The following is a 17,627-nucleotide window of genomic DNA, read 5'->3' on the forward strand; positions in this document are numbered from 1 at the left end:
CTTGGCAGTGGCGTCAGCTCGCTGTTTTTAACATTTGGTATGTTTGGCAACATCGCCTCGGCGTTTAGTTGAGTAGAATGCTAGGGTATTAGGTAGTTATTGCCACTAAAAGCGGAGCCTATCGTGCTGTCATTCGAACATCTCTATTCCACCTTGCCTGAACCCCTCTGGGTCGCCACCCAAGCAACGCCTGTGGCCAGCCCGGAGCTGATTGCGTTCAATGCGCCGCTTGCCCATGAGCTAGGGGCCACAGAGCTACCTGACTCTACAACGCTTGCTGATTGGTTTAGCGGCAACCAGCCCATGCCGGATGCCAAGCCGGGCGCCTTAGGTTACGCCGGGCATCAGTTCGGTAACTTTGTGCCGCAACTGGGCGATGGCCGTGCGCTGCTGCTGGGCGAAGTGATCGATCAGAATGGCGTTCGCCGCGATGTGCAGCTAAAAGGCAGCGGCCGCACACCGTTTTCCCGTGGTGGCGATGGTCGTTCGCCGTTAGGGCCGGTGCTGCGTGAGTACCTGGTCAGCGAGTTCATGGCCGCCATGGGGATTCCCACCACCCGTGCCCTTGCGGCCGTGGCGAGCGGCGAGCGAGTGGTCCGGCAAATGGCTGAGCCCGGCGCCGTCTTTACCCGCGTGGCCAGCAGCCATATCCGCGTAGGAACGTTCCAATTCGCCGCCTCACGGCGAGATGAAGCATCGTTAAAAGCGTTGGCGGATCATGTCATTGAACGCCACTATCCAGGTGCTGCCAACGCCGAAGATCCTTATTTGGCGTTGCTGGAGGAGGTAGTTGCCCGCCAGGCAGTGCTGATTGCCCGCTGGATCAGCGTCGGCTTTATTCACGGCGTGATGAATACCGATAACTGCAGCATCGCCGGCGAAACCATCGATTACGGCCCCTGCGCCTTTATGGAGCAGTTCGATCCGCAGAAGGTGTACAGTTCCATCGATCAAGGCCGACGCTACGCCTTTGCCAACCAGCCAGCGATTGCTCAGTGGAATCTGGCCCGCTTTGCCGAAACGCTGCTGCCGTTGATGCGGGAAGAGGGCGACGCGGTCGTGGAGCAGGCCACTGACGCCATCCGGCGCTTTGAATCACTGTTCAGCGCCGAGCAAGTCCGCCTGCATGCCGATAAGCTCGGTTTAGCGGTGGAAAGCCCTCAAGCCGAAGCGCTAATGGAAGGTCTCGAAAGCCAGATGCATCAGGGGCGGATGGACATGACCGCCACCTTTGACGCGCTCACGCAATACGCTTCCTCGCCGAGCGATGAGTACCGCCAGGCACTGCTGGCACTGACGACTCAGCCTGACGGTTTGACCGCGTGGCTGGATACCTGGCAGCAAGCGCAGATAGCCAGCCAAGATAGTGAGCGTTTTGCGGCCATGCGAAGCGCCAACCCGGTCATTATTCCCCGTAACCACCGGGTTCAAGAGGTCATTGATGCCGCTTACGACGGTGATTTTGCGCCTTTCCACACCTTATTGGCAGTGGTGACTAAGCCGTTCGATGAATCTGTTGAAGCGCGCCGTTTAGCGGCGCCCGCCACGGAAAATGAGCAGGTGCTAAGAACCTTCTGTGGCACATAACGCCTATGCTAGACTGTGTTTTTTTACAGTTGGAAGGCTAGCCGGTGCGCAAAATCATTCACTGCGACTGTGACTGCTTTTATGCAGCAGTGGAAATGCGCGATAATCCCGCGCTGCGGGATATACCGATTGCGATTGGCGGCAGCGTCGAGCAGCGCGGGGTGGTCGCCACCTGCAACTATCCCGCCCGAGAATTTGGCATTCACTCGGCCATGCCGATGGCTCAGGCACTCAAGCGCTGCCCGCATCTCACCGTGATCCGCGGTGAGATGGCCAAATACAAAGAGGTCGCCCGCCAGGTCTTCGCCATTTATCGCGATGTGACTGAACTGATCGAACCGCTCTCCCTGGATGAGGCCTTTCTGGATGTCTCGGAGGTCACCCAGCATCACGGCAGCGCGACGCTAATGGCTGAAGCGATCCGTGAACGGGTCAGCCGCGAAGTGGGGATCACCGTTTCGGCGGGCGTAGCGCCCAACAAGTTTCTGGCCAAAATTGCCAGCGACTGGAACAAACCCGACGGCCTGTGCGTGGTTACGCCGGATAAGGTCGATAGCTTCGTACAACAGTTGCCGGTCAAGAAAATCCACGGGGTAGGACCGCGCACGGCCGAGAAACTGGCGGGGCTGGATATTCACACCTGCGCTGACCTGCGTACCCGCACGCTAACCGACCTGGTCGAGCACTTTGGCCGTTTTGGACGGCGGCTGTATGAGCTGAGCTGGGGGCGGGACGAGCGCCCGGTGAAAACCCACCGGGAGCGCAAGTCGGTCAGCACCGAACAGACCTACGCCCAGGATTTACCCAACCTCGATGCCTGCCACCGAGAGCTACCCGCGCTGATCGAAGATTTAGAGCGCCGCTACGCACGGCTTGACCCGCCACTGGCGGTGCGCGGGTTAATCGTAAAAGTGAAGTTCAACGACTTTACCCAAACCACCGTCGAACACGCCGACCCCGCGCCTAACCTGGAGCAGTTTGAAACTCTGCTTAACGTTGGTTGGGCCAGGGGCGAGCGGCCCGTCCGCCTGCTTGGAGTAGGGTATCGACTGGCGGACAACAGCCAGGAGCATCAATTGTCGCTGTTTTAATTAGCCTGTTAATCCTTTTGTCGATTGACGCTCATGCAGGAGCGCGTTAAAACAGATGTATGATAGGCGGCGTAAATAATCATGTTTCACATTAGCCGTCTTCCTGCCTTTTTAACGCGCGAGCCTTGCCATGCCTGCTAATGCTGCCCAACGTCCCCGTTTAGTGTTTGCCCATGCCAATGGTTTTCCGGGCTTAAGCTATCGCAGCCTGCTGAACCCACTGGCAGAGACCTTTGATCTGCACCCTCTGGATCGCCTGGGTCACCACCCTGACTACCCCGTTAATCATAACTGGGGCAACTTGGTGGATGAGCTGCTGAGCTACCTACCCGAGACGGATACGCCGCTTCTGGGCGTGGGGCACTCTTTGGGTGGCACGCTAATGGCCATGGCCGCGGATAAGCAGCCCGAGCGCTTCTGCGGGGTGATTATGCTTGATCCCCCTTTGATGCTGGGGAAGGACGCCTGGGCAATGAAAGCCGCCAAGCGGTTTGGCTTTGTGGATCGGGTTACCCCTGCTGGAAAAACCTTGGGGCGGCGCACCGTGTGGCCGAGTCGCGAAGCGATGGCAAGCTCGCTGGGTCGCCGGGGGCTGTTTCGTCGCTTTACCCCGGAGGCGCTCAACGACTACATTGAAGCAGGGACGCGCTTGCTAAATGATGGCAGTGCAGAGCTGACCTTTGACCCGAGTATTGAGGTGGAAATTTTCCGCCACCTGCCGGATCACCTATCGCGCCTGCCGCAGCGTTTGGGCGTACCGTTAGAACTGGTGGCGGGCAAAGAGTCCCACCTATTGACCGCTTCACGTATAAAACGCTTGAAGCGTAGAGGGCTATCGGTGAGTGAAGTCCCCGGTACGCATATGTTCCCGATGGAGCATCCGGACGAGACCCGTGCCGCTATTTTGGCTGCCTGGCAGCGTTTATCCAGCGTCCGTCAGCCCCAAAACACAGCGTAAGGAGGCGTTATGTATCTTTCCGTACAGCTTAGCTATTACCCGTTGGCCGATGACTTCAAGCCGGTGGTCAAAGAGGTGGTGAAACGCCTTGAGGCGACAGGATTGGAAGTACACCCGAATCGCATGAGCACCCAGGTATTTGGCGAGTTCGATGCTGTGATGGCAGCGCTAACTGAGGTGATGAAGTGGTCGTTTGAGACCCATGGCAAAGCGGTCTTTACGGCTAATTTCCTCGAAGGCGATCGTCGGCCACGCTAATCACGCAGCATAGGCAACGCCGTCCACTGGGCGGCGTGTCGTTGTCTGGTCCGTTCGCGTCGCTATGGGACATAAATGGTTCCCAAATGACTGTAGTTTAATCCCTATACCAATCAAAAATAGGGGTTAAAAGAATGTTCCATCCTGCTGATTTAAATAACAAATTCCCTCATTCAGGTAAAAAACTTTCGATAGCGCTAGGGGCACTACTCGTCAGTGGCTATGCGCATTCCCAGTCGGTCAGTATGGACTTCTCCAATGAGTATAATGCGTCCTCCATTCATGCTCAGGGCGATGCCTATTTTATTGATAAGCTTGCCGAATTAACCGATGGCGAAATTGATATCACGCTGCATACGGGTGGCTCGCTCGGCTTTAATTCCGGCGATCATTTTTATGGCGTGGCCGATGGCGCCGTCGAGATAGCTGATACCCTCTCGGGCACCATGAGCGGCATCAATTCGCTGTTTCTACTCTCTTCGCTCCCCTTTATTGTCGACGATGTTGCCGATGCGCGGCGACTTTATGACATAGCAAAACCCTATTACGAAGAGGTGTTCGCCGATAATAACCAGGTGCTGCTGTATGCCTCGCCCTGGCCGCCGAGCGGTATCTGGTCGGAAGACGAGGTCGCGAGCCAGGACGATCTTGAGAGCCTGAAGATTCGCACCTTTGACCGTAACGGTACCGAGACATTTAGAAATGTAGGTGCCTCGCCGGTCAGCCTGTCCTGGGCCGATGTGGTACCCCAACTGGCCACCGGCGGTATCGAGGCGGTGTTAACGTCCGCCGAAGCGGGGGCCAATGCCAGCTTTTGGGAGCATCAGAATTACTTTGCCGGGGTTCAGTACGCCATTCCCCTTAACATGGTGCACATGAATCGCGATGCGTTCGAATCGCTTGCCGACGCTCAACAGGATGCGGTCATGGAAGCGGCCAGCCTGACTGACCAACACAACTGGGAAGCGGTTGAAACGCGTACCGAAGAAAACTACCAGACGCTTAGTGAGCACGACGTCGTGATCAGTGATCCCGTCTCGGACGAGTTGCTAACGCCTCTCAAGGAAGCCGCCAGTGGCGTGGTCGAGAGCTGGCTGGAGAATACTGGTGATGACGGCGAGTCGATCTTGAGCGAGTTCCGAGGCGCCGAATGAGGGCGCTCAATGTCATTGAGCGTATCTCTAAACTGCTCAATCGGGTCGGTGCTGTCATTGCCGTGCTGCTCATTATTTATATGCTCGGCCATATCCTGTTAGAGATAGCGCTGAGGCTGTTTGGCCACTCGACGTTTATCCTCGATGAGTATATCGGCTATGCCGTGGCTACGATGTCCTTTTTAGGCCTGCCTTATGTGCTGGAGAAGGGTGGGCTGATCCGTGTCTCTCTGCTTCTGGAACGCTTTCCTGAAACCATGCGCTGGCCGCTGGAGCTATTCAGCAGCTTGGTAACGGCAGGTTGCTTTGTGTGGCTCTCGACCTTCTGGTTTCAGAATGTTCTGCGTAGCTACAGCCGCGGCACCGTCAGTGAAACCATGGCAGAGACGCCTATTTGGCTGCCGGAGAGCGCCATCCTCGTGGGCATGTGGTTAATTTCCATCACTCTGTTAGTCAGAGCCCTAAAAATAATGGCTCTGCGTTCAGGCTACTCGTCTAGCGTCAATTGAAGCAGCGACTAATAGGAAAGGCGTTATGGATATTTTTTGGTCGGCCGTCGGGGTCGGCGTACTGCTGTTGTTCTTTTTGTCGATGGGCACCTGGATTTTTGCATCCATGCTGGCCGTGTCCATTGGCTCGCTTTGGCTGTTTGGCGACTTCGGTGCTGATCGTATCGGTCTGATTTTTTCGCGAATTCTCTATCGTGCCAGTAATAGCTGGGAGTTATCGGCTATCCCGCTGTTTATATTGATGGGCGAGCTGATTTTTCGCTCCAATATTTCCGAGCGGCTTTTCAAAGGGCTGGTGCCGATCACCCGCCATTTGCCGGGCGGTATTCTCCACACCAACGTGCTTGGCTGTACGCTGTTTGCGGCGGTGAGCGGCTCCAGCGCGGCGACGACCGCGACGATTGGCAAAATCACCACCCAGGAGCTGAAAACGAGGGGGTACGATCGCAACCTATCGATCGGTTCGCTGGCGGGCGCCGGTAGCCTGGGGCTGTTGATTCCGCCTTCGATCGTGATGATCGTCTATGGCGTTCAGGCGGAAGTCTCTATTAGCCAGCTGTTCATGGCGGGGGTAGTGCCGGGCCTGTTAATTGCGCTGCTGTATAGCGTGTATATCGGCGCGAGGACCTATTTGTCGCCGTCGTTGGCACCCAAACAGGCGGCGACTGACCAGAGCGTAGGGCAATCCATTCTGCTTCTTCTGCCCGTGCTGGTGTTGATCAGCATCGTGATTGGCTCTATCTATAGCGGTATTGCCACGCCCTCGGAGGCGGCGGCGGTGGGCGTGGCCGCAACGCTGGTGCTGCTTGGTGTCGAGCGCCAGCTTTCGGCGCGGCTGTTTATTGAGGCGTTCAGAGGCACGTTAATCACCAGTATCATGGTGTGCAGCCTGTTGATTACCGCCACGTTGCTCTCCACGGCGATGGGCTACCTGCACCTGCCCCGGGAGCTTGCGGAGTGGATCGCCGCGCAAAACTTTACCCCGATGTCGTTGTTGCTGGCGCTGGCGGTTTTCTATGTGGTGCTGGGGCTTTTCCTGGACGGTATTTCGATCACCGTGATGAGCCTGCCGATTACGCTGCCGATCGTACTGCTGGCGGGGTTCGATCCCATCTGGTTTGGCATCTTCCTGATCATCATGATCGAGCTTGGCCAGATAACGCCTCCAGTCGGATTCAACCTGTTTGTGCTGCAAAGCCTGACGGGGGAAAGCATCAGCCGGGTGGCCTTGGCAGCGCTACCTTTCTTCCTGCTGATGTGCGTGGCGGCCTTGATCATCAGCGTATGGCCGGATATTGCTTTGTGGCTGCCTCGCTTCATGGCGCAATAAACCGGTTAGGTATCCACACAAGTAAAAACGCCGCCCCAAATTTGGGCGGCGGTTTGGTTCTTGCTGACTAACGCTTAATTACACCAGTGAATCCAGGCAGGACTCAATAATATCCAGGCCTTCATTGAGCACGTCATCTTGAATGGTGACGGGCATCAGGAAGCGGATGGTGTTGCCGTACATGCCGCAGGAAAGAAGGATCAAACCCTCTTCGCGGGCTTTCTTGCATAGCGCGGCCGCTAGTTCTGGGTTAGGCGTATGGTCGGCTTTGTTCGACACCAGTTCAAAGGCAGCCATCGCGCCCATGTTGCGCACGTGGTCGATGCAATCAAACTTATCTGCCCACACGTTGAAGCGCTTGGCCAGCTTGTCGCCCAGGGCCTGGCTCTTCTCCAGAATGTTCTCTTCTTCAAACACTTCCATGACCGCTAGCGCCGCCGCACAGGCAGTGGGGCTGCCGGTGTAGGTGCCGCCCAGCGAGTTAGGGCCTGAAGCGTCCATCACTTTGTCGGTGCCTACGATGGCGGAAATCGGCATACCGTCGGCCATACTCTTGGCCATGGTCATAATGTCCGGCTCAACGCCGCTATGCTCAATGGCAAACATTTTGCCGGTACGGCCAAAGCCTGACTGCACTTCATCGACTATCATCAGCATGCCGTGCTCATCGCAGATTTCGCGAACCTTGGTCAGGAAGCTGGTAGAGGCCGGGTAGAAACCGCCTTCGCCAAGCACCGGTTCGAGCACGATGGCCGCGGTATCTTTGGGGTTGGCATCGGTTTTCAGCGTCATTTTCAGGCCGCGAATGGCTTCGTCTTCGCTAACGCCGTGGTAAGGCACCGGGTAGGGCGCACGGAAAACGGTGCCCGGCATGGGGCCGAAGTCGCTCTGGTAAGGCGCCACCTTGCCGTTCATGGCCATGGTGAAGAAGGTACGGCCGTGGTAGCCGCCATCGAAGCAGATAACGTTAGAACGACCAGTGGCGGCGCGGGCGATCTTGACCGCATTTTCCAGCGCTTCCGCACCCGAGTTGGCCAGCATGACTTTGGCATGGCCACGAACGGGCACGATGTGACTGAGTTTTTCCGCGACTTTCACGTAGCCTTCATAAGGCATGACCGTTTGGCAGGTATGCATCAGCTTATCGAGCTGGGCTTTTACCGCTGCGACCACTTTGGGGTGACGGTGACCTACGTTGAGTACGCCAATGCCGCCTGCGAAGTCGATAAAGCGGTTGCCGTCCGCGTCCCAGATTTCAGCGTTTTCAGCGTGGTCGGCGAACGCCGTTGCGGGGCTTGCAGCGCCAGCAGCGACGTATTTATGTTTTAGCTCGTTTAGTTCGGCATTGCTGCTCATGGCTTACTTCCTAATTGATGAGGATTGATCTTTTAGCATAGTGCTTAATAGGGGTGCCTGATAGGGGCCTGATTGTGAAGTTTAAAAGCGTTGCCTACATGGATGACGAGGCAATGACAACACGGTTGCGCCCCGTCTGTTTAGCTTGGTACATAGCTTTATCAGCACGATCAAGTAGCCGTTTGCCCGAGGCTTCAACGTAGCTGGCAATCCCCGATGAGAGCGTCATCGTTAATTGGTGCTTAGTAAACGTTTGTTGCGCGACGCTTTCACGAATGCGTTCCATGCCTTGGTAGGCTTCTTCAGAATTTACGCCTGGCATAATGATTAAAAACTCTTCACCGCCCAATCGTATGTGCAAATCGGTATCGCGCAGTACAGCACTCACTAAGGAGGTGATCTGTTGTAAAACGCTATCGCCCGCGCTGTGCCCATAGGTATCGTTGATCGCTTTGAAGTCATCCAGGTCATAGATCGCGATGCTGAAAGGTGTTCCATACCGCTCGCAGCGCTTGATCTCTTCATCCAGGCGCTGCAAACCGGCACGACGGTTGAGCAGCTCCGTTAGCTCATCGTGGTGAGCCAAATGATCCAAGCGCTCATTAGCCTGCTTGAGCCGCTCTTCTAGCTGTTTGCGCTGGGTAATGTCGATTATAAAAGTGACTTTACGCGGTTCGCCGTCGTCAGCCTCAATACGCGCAGCTTCGGCGATGATGGTGCGTCTTCCGCCGTTTTTGAGAACCACATCCCACTCTTGGCGCAGCTCTTGATCCTCGTTGCCCTGCATAAACTCAGCATGCAGCGCTGATAAAATCGCATGGTTCTCTTCGGGCACTACGTGGGTAAGGTGCTGGCCTAAAAGCTCTTCCTGCCGGTAGCCATAAAATTCACAGTAAGCTGGATTGACCATTTCAAAGTGACCCGAAGGGGTTGTAATACAGATTCCAATCGGTGCCGCTTTGATGACGTTTTCGGTGTTGCGCTTGGAGCGGTTAAAAAGCTGGTAAAGCTGATCAGGACTAATATCTTGCATCCATCGCTCCTAACTTGTCATGCGCTTCACTTTTTAACCCAGCGAGCAGGGGAGTAATGTCCTGGCCCAGCGAGTTGATGGAAGGCTTCGCAAAGTAGAAACCCTGCTGCTGGACAATGCCAGCCCGTGCTAGCCATAAGGCTTCGGCACGAGTCTCGACACCTTCGGCGATAAGAGTCATATCGAGCTCTTGGGCGAGCAGGATGATCGCGTTTAACAGTGCTTGGCGGCGAAGATCCTTATCGCAGTTCATCACCAGCTCACGATCGATTTTAAGTTTATCGGGGGTTAAGTCAGTGAGCAGGTCAAGGTTGGCGTAACCATTGCCAAAGTCGTCAAGCGCCGTCTTAAAGCCCATGGAGCGGTAGGCATTAATAATATTGCACAGGTGTTGCCGGTCGCGGACGCGCTCGGTTTCGGTGATTTCAAAAATAAGCCGATGGGTAGGCCAACCCACCCGTTTTGATACCGCTAACGTTGCCTGGATGCAGGCTTCGGGCTCATAAACGGCGTTGGGCAGAAAGTTGATCGAAAGGTCGGTTTGCATATCCAGTGCGCTGGCCATTTCGATTGCTTTTACCCGGCAGGCCTGATCAAAACGGTAGAGGAGCTCATCAGTCACTTGCGAAATGACGCTCCAAGCGGATTCACCGCACGGCCCACGAACCAGTGCTTCATAGGTGACGATTTGGGCCAGCGATAGATCCACGATTGGCTGAAAGGCCATGGTGAACTCAAAGGGCAAGTCGCCTTCACAGCGTTTGCAACTGCCATTGACGCGTGCGCACTGGCTCATAGCTGCTCCTGAGGGATGGGTGTTGGATGGCGCTGTTAATGCCATAACATTAGATAGATTAATGCCTATAGCCTATGTTGAAGCATTCAACGCTCTTAACTTTAGGTCTTAATATACTTTTTGTATAGCTTTTGTACAATAATGGATTGCGAAGCATTAGCCAGGTGCCTGCTTCTTAGCTTGCAATATTGGTCGCTTCTTTTGGCTTAAAAAAAGGCGCCAAGTAGGCGCCTATAAGAGGGAAGTGCATAAATCGAGTGCATAAACCATTAGTGCTATTAAATGATGCCTGCTGCGCGAAGCGCAGTGCGCTGCTCCAAGCTAATACCAAGTTCTTCCAGCACGCTTTCCGTATGTTGGCCTAAGTGAGGCGGCGCCGTAGTGGCGCTCATTTGGGCACCGTTAAAACGGATAGGGTTAGCGACCAGATCCACCTGGCCTGCTTGGTCGTGGGGCAGGGTTTGCTTAAGCCCGCGGGCTTTCACATGGGGGTCGTCGAACACCCGATCCAGCGTATTGATCGGCCCGCAGGGAACGCCTACGGCTTCAAAAGCGGCTAGCCATTCATCAGTGCTGCGCTGGGCCAACGCCGCTTCCAGCTGCGGAACGAGCAGAGCACGATTGTTTACCCTGGCGCCATTGGTGGCAAAGCGTGGATCTTCCGCCAAAGCCGGTAGCGAAAGCACCGCGCAAAAACGCTTGAACTGCTCGTCGTTGCCGACAGCCATAATCATATGGCCATCCTGGGTGGCAAACGCTTGATACGGCACGATGTTAGGGTGAGCGTTACCCAACCGTTGAGGCACATTGCCAGAGGTTAGGTAGTTGAGCGCCTGGTTGGCGAGTACCCCCACCTGGACATCCATTAGTGCCATATCAATATGACACCCCACGCCGCTATCTCGACGCTGATATAGCGCCGCTAAGATCGCATTGGCGGCATACAGCCCGGTGAAAATATCGGTGAAAGCGACGCCACTTTTTACCGGGCCGCCGCCGGGTTCACTGTCAGGTTTACCGGTCAGGCTCATGATTCCGCCCATGGCCTGGATCATAAAGTCGTAACCGGCGCGATGAGCGTAGGGGCTCTCCTGGCCAAAACCGGTAATCGAGCAGTAGATCAGCCTGGGGTTAAGCGCCTTTAAGCTGGCGTAATCCAGACCGTAGCGTTTCAGGCCGCCGACCTTGAAGTTCTCTATCAACACATCCGATTGAGCGACCAGCTGTTTAATCACCACTTGGCCTTCGGGCTTGGCCATATCAACGGTTACCGAGCGTTTACCCCGATTAGCGCATAGGTAATAGGCCGACTCTTCGCTGCCCGCAAGCCAAGGAGGGCCCCAGTGGCGAGTGTCATCGCCGCTACCGGGGCGCTCAACCTTGATCACGTCCGCCCCCATATCCGCAAGCATTTGTCCGCACCAAGGCCCGGCCAGCACACGGGAAATATCGAGTACTTTAATACCAGCCAGTGGTTTGGTTAGCTCGCTCATAGAGGCTCCGTTAATAAGTGACAAATGGTCAAAATGCGGTGATCAAAAGAACGACTGAATGCCTGTCTGAGCACGACCCAGAATCAGAGCGTGTACATCGTGGGTGCCTTCGTAGGTGTTTACCGACTCCAGATTGACCATATGGCGAATAACACCGTACTCGTCGGAGACGCCGTTACCGCCGTGCATATCGCGAGACTGGCGGGCGATATCCAGCGCTTTGCCGCAGTTGTTGCGCTTGATCAGCGAGACCATTTCCGGTGCCCAGTTGCCGCTATCCATTAGCCGGCCCACCTGCAGGGCTGCCTGCAAGCCAAGGGTGATCTCGGTCTGCATATCGGCGAGCTTTTTCTGGATCAGTTGGTTGGCGGCCAGCGGGCGGCCAAACTGCTTGCGGTCGAGGGTGTATTGGCGCGCTGCGTGCCAGCAGAACTCTGCCGTGCCCATCACACCCCAGGCGATGCCGTAGCGGGCTTTGTTGAGGCAGCCGAAGGGGCCTTTCAGGCCACTGACGTTGGGCAGCAGGTTCTCTTCGGGAACAAAGGCGTTATCCAGCACGATCTCACCGGTAATCGATGCGCGCAAAGAGACTTTGCCTTCGATTTTGGGCGTGGTGAAACCTTCGGTGCCGCGCTCGACAATAAAGCCTTTAATCTGATTGTCGTGAGCCGCTGATTTCGCCCATACCACCGCGATATCGGCAATTGGGCTATTGGTGATCCACATTTTTGCGCCAGTCAAGCGGTAGCCGCCGTCGACTTTTTCCGCGCGGGTAATCATGCCACCCGGATCAGAGCCGTGGTCGGGTTCGGTCAAGCCAAAACAGCCAACCATTTCACCGCTGGCAAGCTTAGGCAGGTACTTGTGCTTCTGCTCTTCAGAGCCATAGGTCTCGATGGGGTACATTACCAACGATGACTGCACACTCATGGCCGAACGGTAGCCGGAGTCTACGCGCTCCACTTCGCGGGCAATCAAACCGTAGGCTACATGGTTAACGCCTGCGCCGCCGTACTCGGGGGAAACGGTGGCGCCCAGCAAGCCAAGCTCACCCATTTCGGTCATGATCTCGCGGTCAAAGCGCTCTTCACGGAAGGCGGTTAGCACGCGGGGCTGAAGGTTTTCCTGGCAGTAGTCGTAGGCCGCATCGCGGATCTGGCGCTCTTCATCGGTGAGCTGTTGTTCCAGAAGTAGCGGGTCGTCCCAGTTGAAATGCGTCATGGCGTAGATTCCTCGGATAGTGGGAAGGAATAGATGCAAAATAGCTTGCAGCCAATGTATCGCCGTTTTTTTAAAATATCTACATTTTTTTAAAACGTAGAACTTTGGTCTGGGACGAAGAGCCGAAGCGAAAAGCTCAGCCGATGCCGCGCTCTTGAAGGACGCGGGTAATGATCGGTACGGGGGTCATCAGGTGATCGCGCATCAGGGTGTCGGCTTCGGCGGTATCGCGCGCCAGAATGACATCGACCAGCGCAGCGTGCTCCTGGCGCTTAAGCTCCAGCGCCTGGGACGACATCACGGTTTCCTGCAACCACAGGTGGCGGTAGCGCTCTACCTGGTCAAACAGGGTGTTGCGCATTTGCAGTAGGTGAGGGGAGTTGCAGCCGCTGGCAATGGCGGTATGGAAGGCTTTGTGGCGCTGATCCCAGATGTCGAGCAGGTCGTTGGGGGTGTTGATGTCGGTGACCTTGGCCAGCCGATGTGCGGTAGCCAGCACCGTGGCTTCCCAATCGTCGTCGCCGCGCTCTATAGCCAAGCGCAGGATCAGCCCTTCAAGCTGAGCCCGGGCGTCGTAAATATCGTTGAGTTCGGCCAGCGACATGGGTGCTACCCGGTAGCCGCGCTGGCTTATCGCGACCACAAGGCGGTCAGAGACTAACTGCGATAGCGCTTCCCGTAGCGGCCCGGTGCTGGCGCCGTACTGCTCTTTGAGCCTGCTCATCAGCAGCTTCTGCTCAGGCGCATAGCGGCCACGAATAATGTCGTGCTTGAGTTGGCGGTAAGCACTAATGGCGAGGTTCTGCCGCGGCGCGCCTTTATCCCGACTATTGTCCTCTTTAAAACCGGGCTCCATAGCAGTGTGGCTCCTATCCTGAATCAATAATAACGGTGGGGTGGGCGAAATTGACGGCCATTATCAATAAATAATAACAATTCGGCATAAAATAAGACATTTATGCGGGATTTCAGGATTTTAATAGCTGGCTATTCGATCCAGCTGCTGGGCGGTTACACCTTCTGAGGCACTCATGGCTGTATGAGGTAAAGGCACTGCTGCGCTGATAACGCCCTATTAGCATCCAACGCATAAGCCGTGCTAACTTCACCTCCACCGCTTCCGGTTCGTCGTGACGGCAGCCAGAAGCTGGGGCTTCAACACCTCCTTTTTATCGTCAACCATACCTATAAGTCCAAGCAGGACGGAGGAAATGCTCATGAAAACTCTACGCTCTCTATACGCCACAGCCGCTGCCGCTTCTATGCTCGCGGTTGCACTTCCAGCAAGCGCTCAACAACTCTCAATCGCGACTGGCGGTACTGGTGGCGTTTACTACCCTATCGGCGGTGGTTTTGCCGAAATGATCAACAACCATATCGAAGGCGCTCAGGCGACTGCTGAAGTGACCGGTGCCTCGGTTGAAAATATGGGCCTGATCATGCGCGGTGACGCGGATCTTGCCCTGGCTCTGGCCGATACGGTCTATCAAGCCTATACCGGCACGGATGATTTTGAAGGTCGCCAGATTGAAAATACTCGCGCACTGGCGTCGGTTTATCCCAACGCGGTACAGCTGGTGACCCTGGCCGAGTCGGATATCGAATCGATTGCTGATCTAGCGGGTAAGCGCGTTTCCGTCGGTGCACCGGGTAGCGGCACCGAGCTGAACGCCCGTGCATTGCTTGAAGCCAATGGCATTAGCTATGAAGACTTCACTCCCCAGCGCCTTAACTTCAACGAAACCGCTGATGCCATTCGAGACGGTGATATCGACGCCGGCTTCTGGAGCGTTGGGCCACCCACCAGCTCGATTCTCAACCTGGCAGCCACCCGCGATATTCGCCTGATTGGCTTGTCTGATGAAGAGGTAGCCAATGCCCAGGAAGAAGAAGCGGTATTTGCTCCCTACCAGCTTGCTGCGGGTATGTACGACGGTATGGACGAAGCCGTTCAGACCATCGGTATCCCCAACGTGCTGGTCGTTAATGCCGATATGGACGAAGAGCTGGCTTATCAACTCACCCAACTGCTGTTTGAAAACACCGATGAGCTGATTGCGGTTCACCCGGCGGCTAACGACACCACCGTTGAGTTCACTATGGAGTCGACCCCCGTGCCGCTGCACCCGGGCGCACTGCGCTATTTCGAAGAAGTCGGTGCTGAAATCCCGGATCGTCTGCGTCCTTAATCGTGTAATGATATTTTCATAATCAGATTGCCATAAGGACATTGCCATGCAGTGGCAGCGACGACTGATGGCGCTACTGATTGCATGTTGTCCGTTCGCCGAAGTGGGGGCTTCCCCCGCTTCGGCGTCGGCGTTTATGCGCCTAGCCGTGGTGACCGAACAAGGCGACACGCTAGTGGATGAAGCGGTGCCGGCTGACGGTCGCTGGTGTATTAAGTGGCAGCACTCCGTTGAACATTTCACGGTGCTGGACTGCTATCGTAATGTAGCGGGCGTCATGCAATTAGAGCGTAGCCATCAACCCGATTTCGCCGCAGGGCTTGGGCATATTTTTGGCCGCGGCGAGCAGGTATCAGACGGTGAGGGCGGTTACTGGATTAATGCCATTAACGAGCCTGTAGCCAATAACCGTTATGTGTTGAGGGTAGGTTCACCGGCTGTTAATCATCGTGTGGTGTGGCCTGGCGGTGAGCATGCGCCAGTGAGCCTCAGTGAGCACGCCGCTGGACAACGCGTAACCATTCAGTTGATAGACCCTCACGCATCCCCGCGTGAATAAAAACGACATTAGTTAACGCTTCCGAGGACTTCATGAGCGAATCCAATCAACCGTCGAGCGTGGTGCCCGGCGGTAATGTGATTCAACCCCGCATGGTGCTGTGGTCGATCACCATTGTGGCGGTGGGTCTTTCCCTGTTTCAGCTCTACTCTGCCGGTATTCAGCCCTTAGGGCTTTTTTATCAGCGCAGTATTCACCTGGCACTGATTATGGTGCTGGCATTTCTAATGTTTCCAGCCTTTGGGCCCACTCGCAAACGTGGTGTATTGGGCTGGGGGCTTGATCTAGTGTTTTTTGCCGGGGCGATTCTCACCGGTGGTTACTTGGTACTCAACCTGGATGAGATTTTTAGCCGTGCAGGGTTCTGGAATGAGACCGATATTCTGGTCGCCTGTATTGCCACGGTGACGGTACTGGAAGCCAGCCGTCGCGCGGTAGGTTTTGGTATGACCGTGATTGGCCTCTTGGCGATTGTGTATGCCTTTGCGGGGCCGCGGGGCGAGCTGCCGTGGCTTGGCGAGTGGATGCCGGGCATTCTGGAACACCGCGGATACACCATTGATCGAGTTGCCGGTCAACTCTACTTGGGGCAAGAGGGTATTTTCGGCCTGCCGCTAGGCGTTGCGGCGACCTATATCTTTATTTTTGTCCTCTTTGGTGCTTTTTTGGAGTGCACCGGGGCGGGTAAATTCTTTATCGATATGGCCTATGCGGCGACCGGCCGCCAGCGTGGCGGGCCAGCCAAGGCGGCGGTATTGGCGTCGGCGGGCATGGGCTCGATTTCTGGCAGCGCGATTGCCAACGTGGTCACCACCGGTGCTTTTACCATTCCATTGATGAAGCGGCTGGGCTACAAAGCCAAGCAGGCAGGTGGTATCGAAGCGGCGGCCTCGACCGGCGGGCAAATCATGCCGCCGTTAATGGGGGCCGGGGCGTTCCTGATTGCTGAGTACACCAATACGCCGTATCTGGACATCGTCAAGGTCAGTATCCTGCCAGCGATCATGTATTTCGCGACGGTGTACCTGTTTGTGCATATCATCGCTCTCAAGCAGGGCATGCAGGGGCTACCCAAGGATGAACTGCCGCAGATGCGCCAGGTCATGAAGGATGGCTGGCACTTCCTGCTGCCGTTGGCGGTGCTGGTCTGGCTGCTGGCGATGAGTATGTCGCCCATGCGGGTAGGCTACTACGCAGTGATCACCATTTTGGCGGTAGCGGTATTGCGCTATGTGCTGTGGTTCTTCTTTGTGGCGCCCAGGCAGGGCCAGCCAGTGACCGCAACGGCCGTTAAAGACGTGGTACGTACAGGCTTTGCCAAGCTGATCGAGGGCTTGGAACTAGGTGCTCGCAATGCGGTAGCGGTTTCCATGGCCTGTGCAGTCGCCGGGATTATCGTTGGGGTAGTGGGTTTAACCGGCTTGGGACTGAAATTCTCCTCCATGATGCTGGCTTTCTCCGGCGGCAACCTGGTATTGGCGCTGGTGATGGTACTGTTGGCAAGCTTAGTACTGGGGATGGGGCTGCCCGTTACCGCCAGCTATATCGTGCTCATCGTCCTCGTCGGCCCTGCACTGACAGCCGAGTTTGGTGTGCCGCTGCTGGTCGCCCACCTGGTCGTGTTCTGGTACTCCCAGGATTCCAACGTGACGCCTCCCATCGCCTTGGCAGGCTTTGCCGGGGCGGCGATTGCGGGCAGTAAGCCGATGGAAACCAGCTTCCAGGCGTGGAAATTTGCCAAAGGGCTCTACCTGATCCCACTGTTTATGGTCTTCAACCCTGAGATTATCATTGGTGGCCCGGTGCCGGTGGTCATCTGGAATGGAGTGATTGCCATTCTGGCATTAGGTGCCTTTGCCGCGGCGCTGGAAGGCTATCTGTTTACCAAAATGTCGTGGCTACCGCGCATCGCGATTACCGCCGCGATCTTTGGGGTGTTCTATCCTAATCTGATGACCGAAATTGCTGGTGTCGCGGTCATGATCGTCGCCATTGGTGCTAACTGGTTGGCCAGTAAGCGCGAAGCACCTGCGACCCCCGTTAGTGGTTAAACGTTAGGCGACCCTATATACAGACCCAAAGGTAGCCAGTAA

General features: G+C 55.8%; 16 protein-coding genes. 10 read left to right on the forward strand and 6 right to left on the reverse strand.

Translation table 11 applies throughout. From position 1 onward, the window contains the following. Positions 1-123 precede the first annotated feature (123 nt). The 7 genes from LMS44_RS03360 to LMS44_RS03390 all read left to right on the forward strand — a co-directional run bounded on the left by LMS44_RS03360 (position 124) and on the right by LMS44_RS03390 (position 6,887). Positions 124-1,587 (forward strand): protein adenylyltransferase SelO, encoded by a 1,464-nt coding sequence (locus tag LMS44_RS03360; RefSeq protein ID WP_498946809.1) that lies wholly within the window; start codon positions 124-126, stop codon positions 1,585-1,587. Between the two features lie 44 nt (positions 1,588-1,631). Further along, a complete protein-coding gene (gene dinB, locus LMS44_RS03365; RefSeq protein ID WP_498946811.1) occupies positions 1,632-2,678 on the forward strand; it encodes a DNA polymerase IV in 1,047 nt (348 codons plus the stop codon). 130 nt (positions 2,679-2,808) lie between these two features. Then, positions 2,809-3,636 carry an alpha/beta fold hydrolase gene (locus tag LMS44_RS03370; protein ID WP_233974428.1) on the forward strand — a complete coding sequence of 276 codons (828 nt, stop codon included), beginning with the start codon at positions 2,809-2,811 and terminating at the stop codon, positions 3,634-3,636. Between the two features lie 9 nt (positions 3,637-3,645). Further along, a complete protein-coding gene (locus LMS44_RS03375; RefSeq protein WP_039858708.1) occupies positions 3,646-3,894 on the forward strand; it encodes a YkoF family thiamine/hydroxymethylpyrimidine-binding protein in 249 nt (82 codons plus the stop codon). A 134-nt stretch (positions 3,895-4,028) separates the two neighbouring features. Further along, positions 4,029-5,048 (forward strand): TRAP transporter substrate-binding protein, encoded by a 1,020-nt coding sequence (locus LMS44_RS03380; protein ID WP_476488968.1) that lies wholly within the window; start codon positions 4,029-4,031, stop codon positions 5,046-5,048. Continuing rightward, positions 5,045-5,557 (forward strand): TRAP transporter small permease, encoded by a 513-nt coding sequence (locus LMS44_RS03385; protein ID WP_022520019.1) that lies wholly within the window; start codon positions 5,045-5,047, stop codon positions 5,555-5,557. Before LMS44_RS03380 ends, LMS44_RS03385 begins: the two co-directional genes overlap by 4 nt. Positions 5,558-5,582: 25 nt before the next feature. Then, positions 5,583-6,887 (forward strand): TRAP transporter large permease, encoded by a 1,305-nt coding sequence (locus LMS44_RS03390; RefSeq protein ID WP_476488969.1) that lies wholly within the window; start codon positions 5,583-5,585, stop codon positions 6,885-6,887. 78 nt (positions 6,888-6,965) lie between these two features. Here LMS44_RS03390 and gabT read toward each other — a convergent pair whose 3' ends face one another. From gabT to csiR, 6 genes are all read right to left on the reverse strand, one after another. Then, positions 6,966-8,243, reverse strand: a complete 1,278-nt coding sequence (gene gabT / locus LMS44_RS03395; RefSeq protein ID WP_009286758.1) for a 4-aminobutyrate--2-oxoglutarate transaminase — start codon at positions 8,241-8,243, stop codon at positions 6,966-6,968. A gap of 94 nt (positions 8,244-8,337) precedes the next feature. After that, complete coding sequence (locus tag LMS44_RS03400) at positions 8,338-9,276, reverse strand: GGDEF domain-containing protein (RefSeq protein ID WP_009286759.1); 939 nt, start codon at positions 9,274-9,276, stop codon at positions 8,338-8,340. After that, the gene (locus tag LMS44_RS03405; protein WP_051051935.1) at positions 9,263-10,072 is read right to left on the reverse strand and encodes an EAL domain-containing protein; all 810 of its coding nucleotides are present in this window, start codon (positions 10,070-10,072) and stop codon (positions 9,263-9,265) included. The genes LMS44_RS03400 and LMS44_RS03405 overlap by 14 nt, the downstream gene beginning before the upstream one ends. Positions 10,073-10,350: 278 nt before the next feature. Beyond that, complete coding sequence (locus LMS44_RS03410) at positions 10,351-11,565, reverse strand: CaiB/BaiF CoA transferase family protein (protein WP_498946816.1); 1,215 nt, start codon at positions 11,563-11,565, stop codon at positions 10,351-10,353. 42 nt (positions 11,566-11,607) lie between these two features. After that, positions 11,608-12,786: an acyl-CoA dehydrogenase gene (locus LMS44_RS03415; protein WP_022520013.1), complete on the reverse strand. Its 1,179-nt coding sequence runs from the start codon at positions 12,784-12,786 to the stop codon at positions 11,608-11,610. A gap of 136 nt (positions 12,787-12,922) precedes the next feature. Beyond that, complete coding sequence (gene csiR, locus LMS44_RS03420) at positions 12,923-13,642, reverse strand: DNA-binding transcriptional regulator CsiR (protein WP_022520012.1); 720 nt, start codon at positions 13,640-13,642, stop codon at positions 12,923-12,925. 361 nt (positions 13,643-14,003) lie between these two features. Here csiR and LMS44_RS03425 point away from each other — a divergent pair, with 361 nt between their 5' ends. From LMS44_RS03425 to LMS44_RS03435, 3 genes are read left to right on the forward strand one after another with little or no spacing between them, the layout of a single operon-like run. Then, the gene (locus tag LMS44_RS03425; RefSeq protein WP_027957372.1) at positions 14,004-14,975 is read left to right on the forward strand and encodes a TAXI family TRAP transporter solute-binding subunit; all 972 of its coding nucleotides are present in this window, start codon (positions 14,004-14,006) and stop codon (positions 14,973-14,975) included. A gap of 46 nt (positions 14,976-15,021) precedes the next feature. Beyond that, complete coding sequence (locus LMS44_RS03430) at positions 15,022-15,534, forward strand: DUF1850 domain-containing protein (protein ID WP_009286764.1); 513 nt, start codon at positions 15,022-15,024, stop codon at positions 15,532-15,534. Positions 15,535-15,566: 32 nt separating this feature from the next. Further along, positions 15,567-17,585, forward strand: coding sequence for a TRAP transporter permease (locus LMS44_RS03435; RefSeq protein ID WP_041157609.1), 2,019 nt, complete (start codon positions 15,567-15,569; stop codon positions 17,583-17,585). The last annotated feature ends 42 nt before the right edge of the window (positions 17,586-17,627 follow it).

Origin of the sequence: Halomonas profundus, assembly GCF_020865425.1 — a bacterium.
GTDB classification, from domain to species: Bacteria; Pseudomonadota; Gammaproteobacteria; order Pseudomonadales; family Halomonadaceae; genus Vreelandella; species Vreelandella titanicae.

Excerpts from the sequence above, each read along its gene's own strand:
- LMS44_RS03390 (WP_476488969.1), top strand. The coding sequence starts at position 5,583 with ATGGATATTTTTTGGTCGGCCGTCGGGGTCGGCGTACTGCTGTTGTTC.
- LMS44_RS03435 (WP_041157609.1), top strand. The coding sequence starts at position 15,567 with ATGAGCGAATCCAATCAACCGTCGAGCGTGGTGCCCGGCGGTAATGTG.
- LMS44_RS03400 (WP_009286759.1), bottom strand. The coding sequence starts at position 9,276 with ATGCAAGATATTAGTCCTGATCAGCTTTACCAGCTTTTTAACCGCTCC.
- LMS44_RS03405 (WP_051051935.1), bottom strand. The coding sequence starts at position 10,072 with ATGAGCCAGTGCGCACGCGTCAATGGCAGTTGCAAACGCTGTGAAGGC.
- LMS44_RS03375 (WP_039858708.1), top strand. The coding sequence starts at position 3,646 with ATGTATCTTTCCGTACAGCTTAGCTATTACCCGTTGGCCGATGACTTC.
- csiR (WP_022520012.1), bottom strand. The coding sequence starts at position 13,642 with ATGGAGCCCGGTTTTAAAGAGGACAATAGTCGGGATAAAGGCGCGCCG.
- LMS44_RS03410 (WP_498946816.1), bottom strand. The coding sequence starts at position 11,565 with ATGAGCGAGCTAACCAAACCACTGGCTGGTATTAAAGTACTCGATATT.
- LMS44_RS03430 (WP_009286764.1), top strand. The coding sequence starts at position 15,022 with ATGCAGTGGCAGCGACGACTGATGGCGCTACTGATTGCATGTTGTCCG.
- LMS44_RS03380 (WP_476488968.1), top strand. The coding sequence starts at position 4,029 with ATGTTCCATCCTGCTGATTTAAATAACAAATTCCCTCATTCAGGTAAA.
- LMS44_RS03385 (WP_022520019.1), top strand. The coding sequence starts at position 5,045 with ATGAGGGCGCTCAATGTCATTGAGCGTATCTCTAAACTGCTCAATCGG.
- LMS44_RS03425 (WP_027957372.1), top strand. The coding sequence starts at position 14,004 with ATGAAAACTCTACGCTCTCTATACGCCACAGCCGCTGCCGCTTCTATG.
- LMS44_RS03415 (WP_022520013.1), bottom strand. The coding sequence starts at position 12,786 with ATGACGCATTTCAACTGGGACGACCCGCTACTTCTGGAACAACAGCTC.
- LMS44_RS03370 (WP_233974428.1), top strand. The coding sequence starts at position 2,809 with ATGCCTGCTAATGCTGCCCAACGTCCCCGTTTAGTGTTTGCCCATGCC.
- gabT (WP_009286758.1), bottom strand. The coding sequence starts at position 8,243 with ATGAGCAGCAATGCCGAACTAAACGAGCTAAAACATAAATACGTCGCT.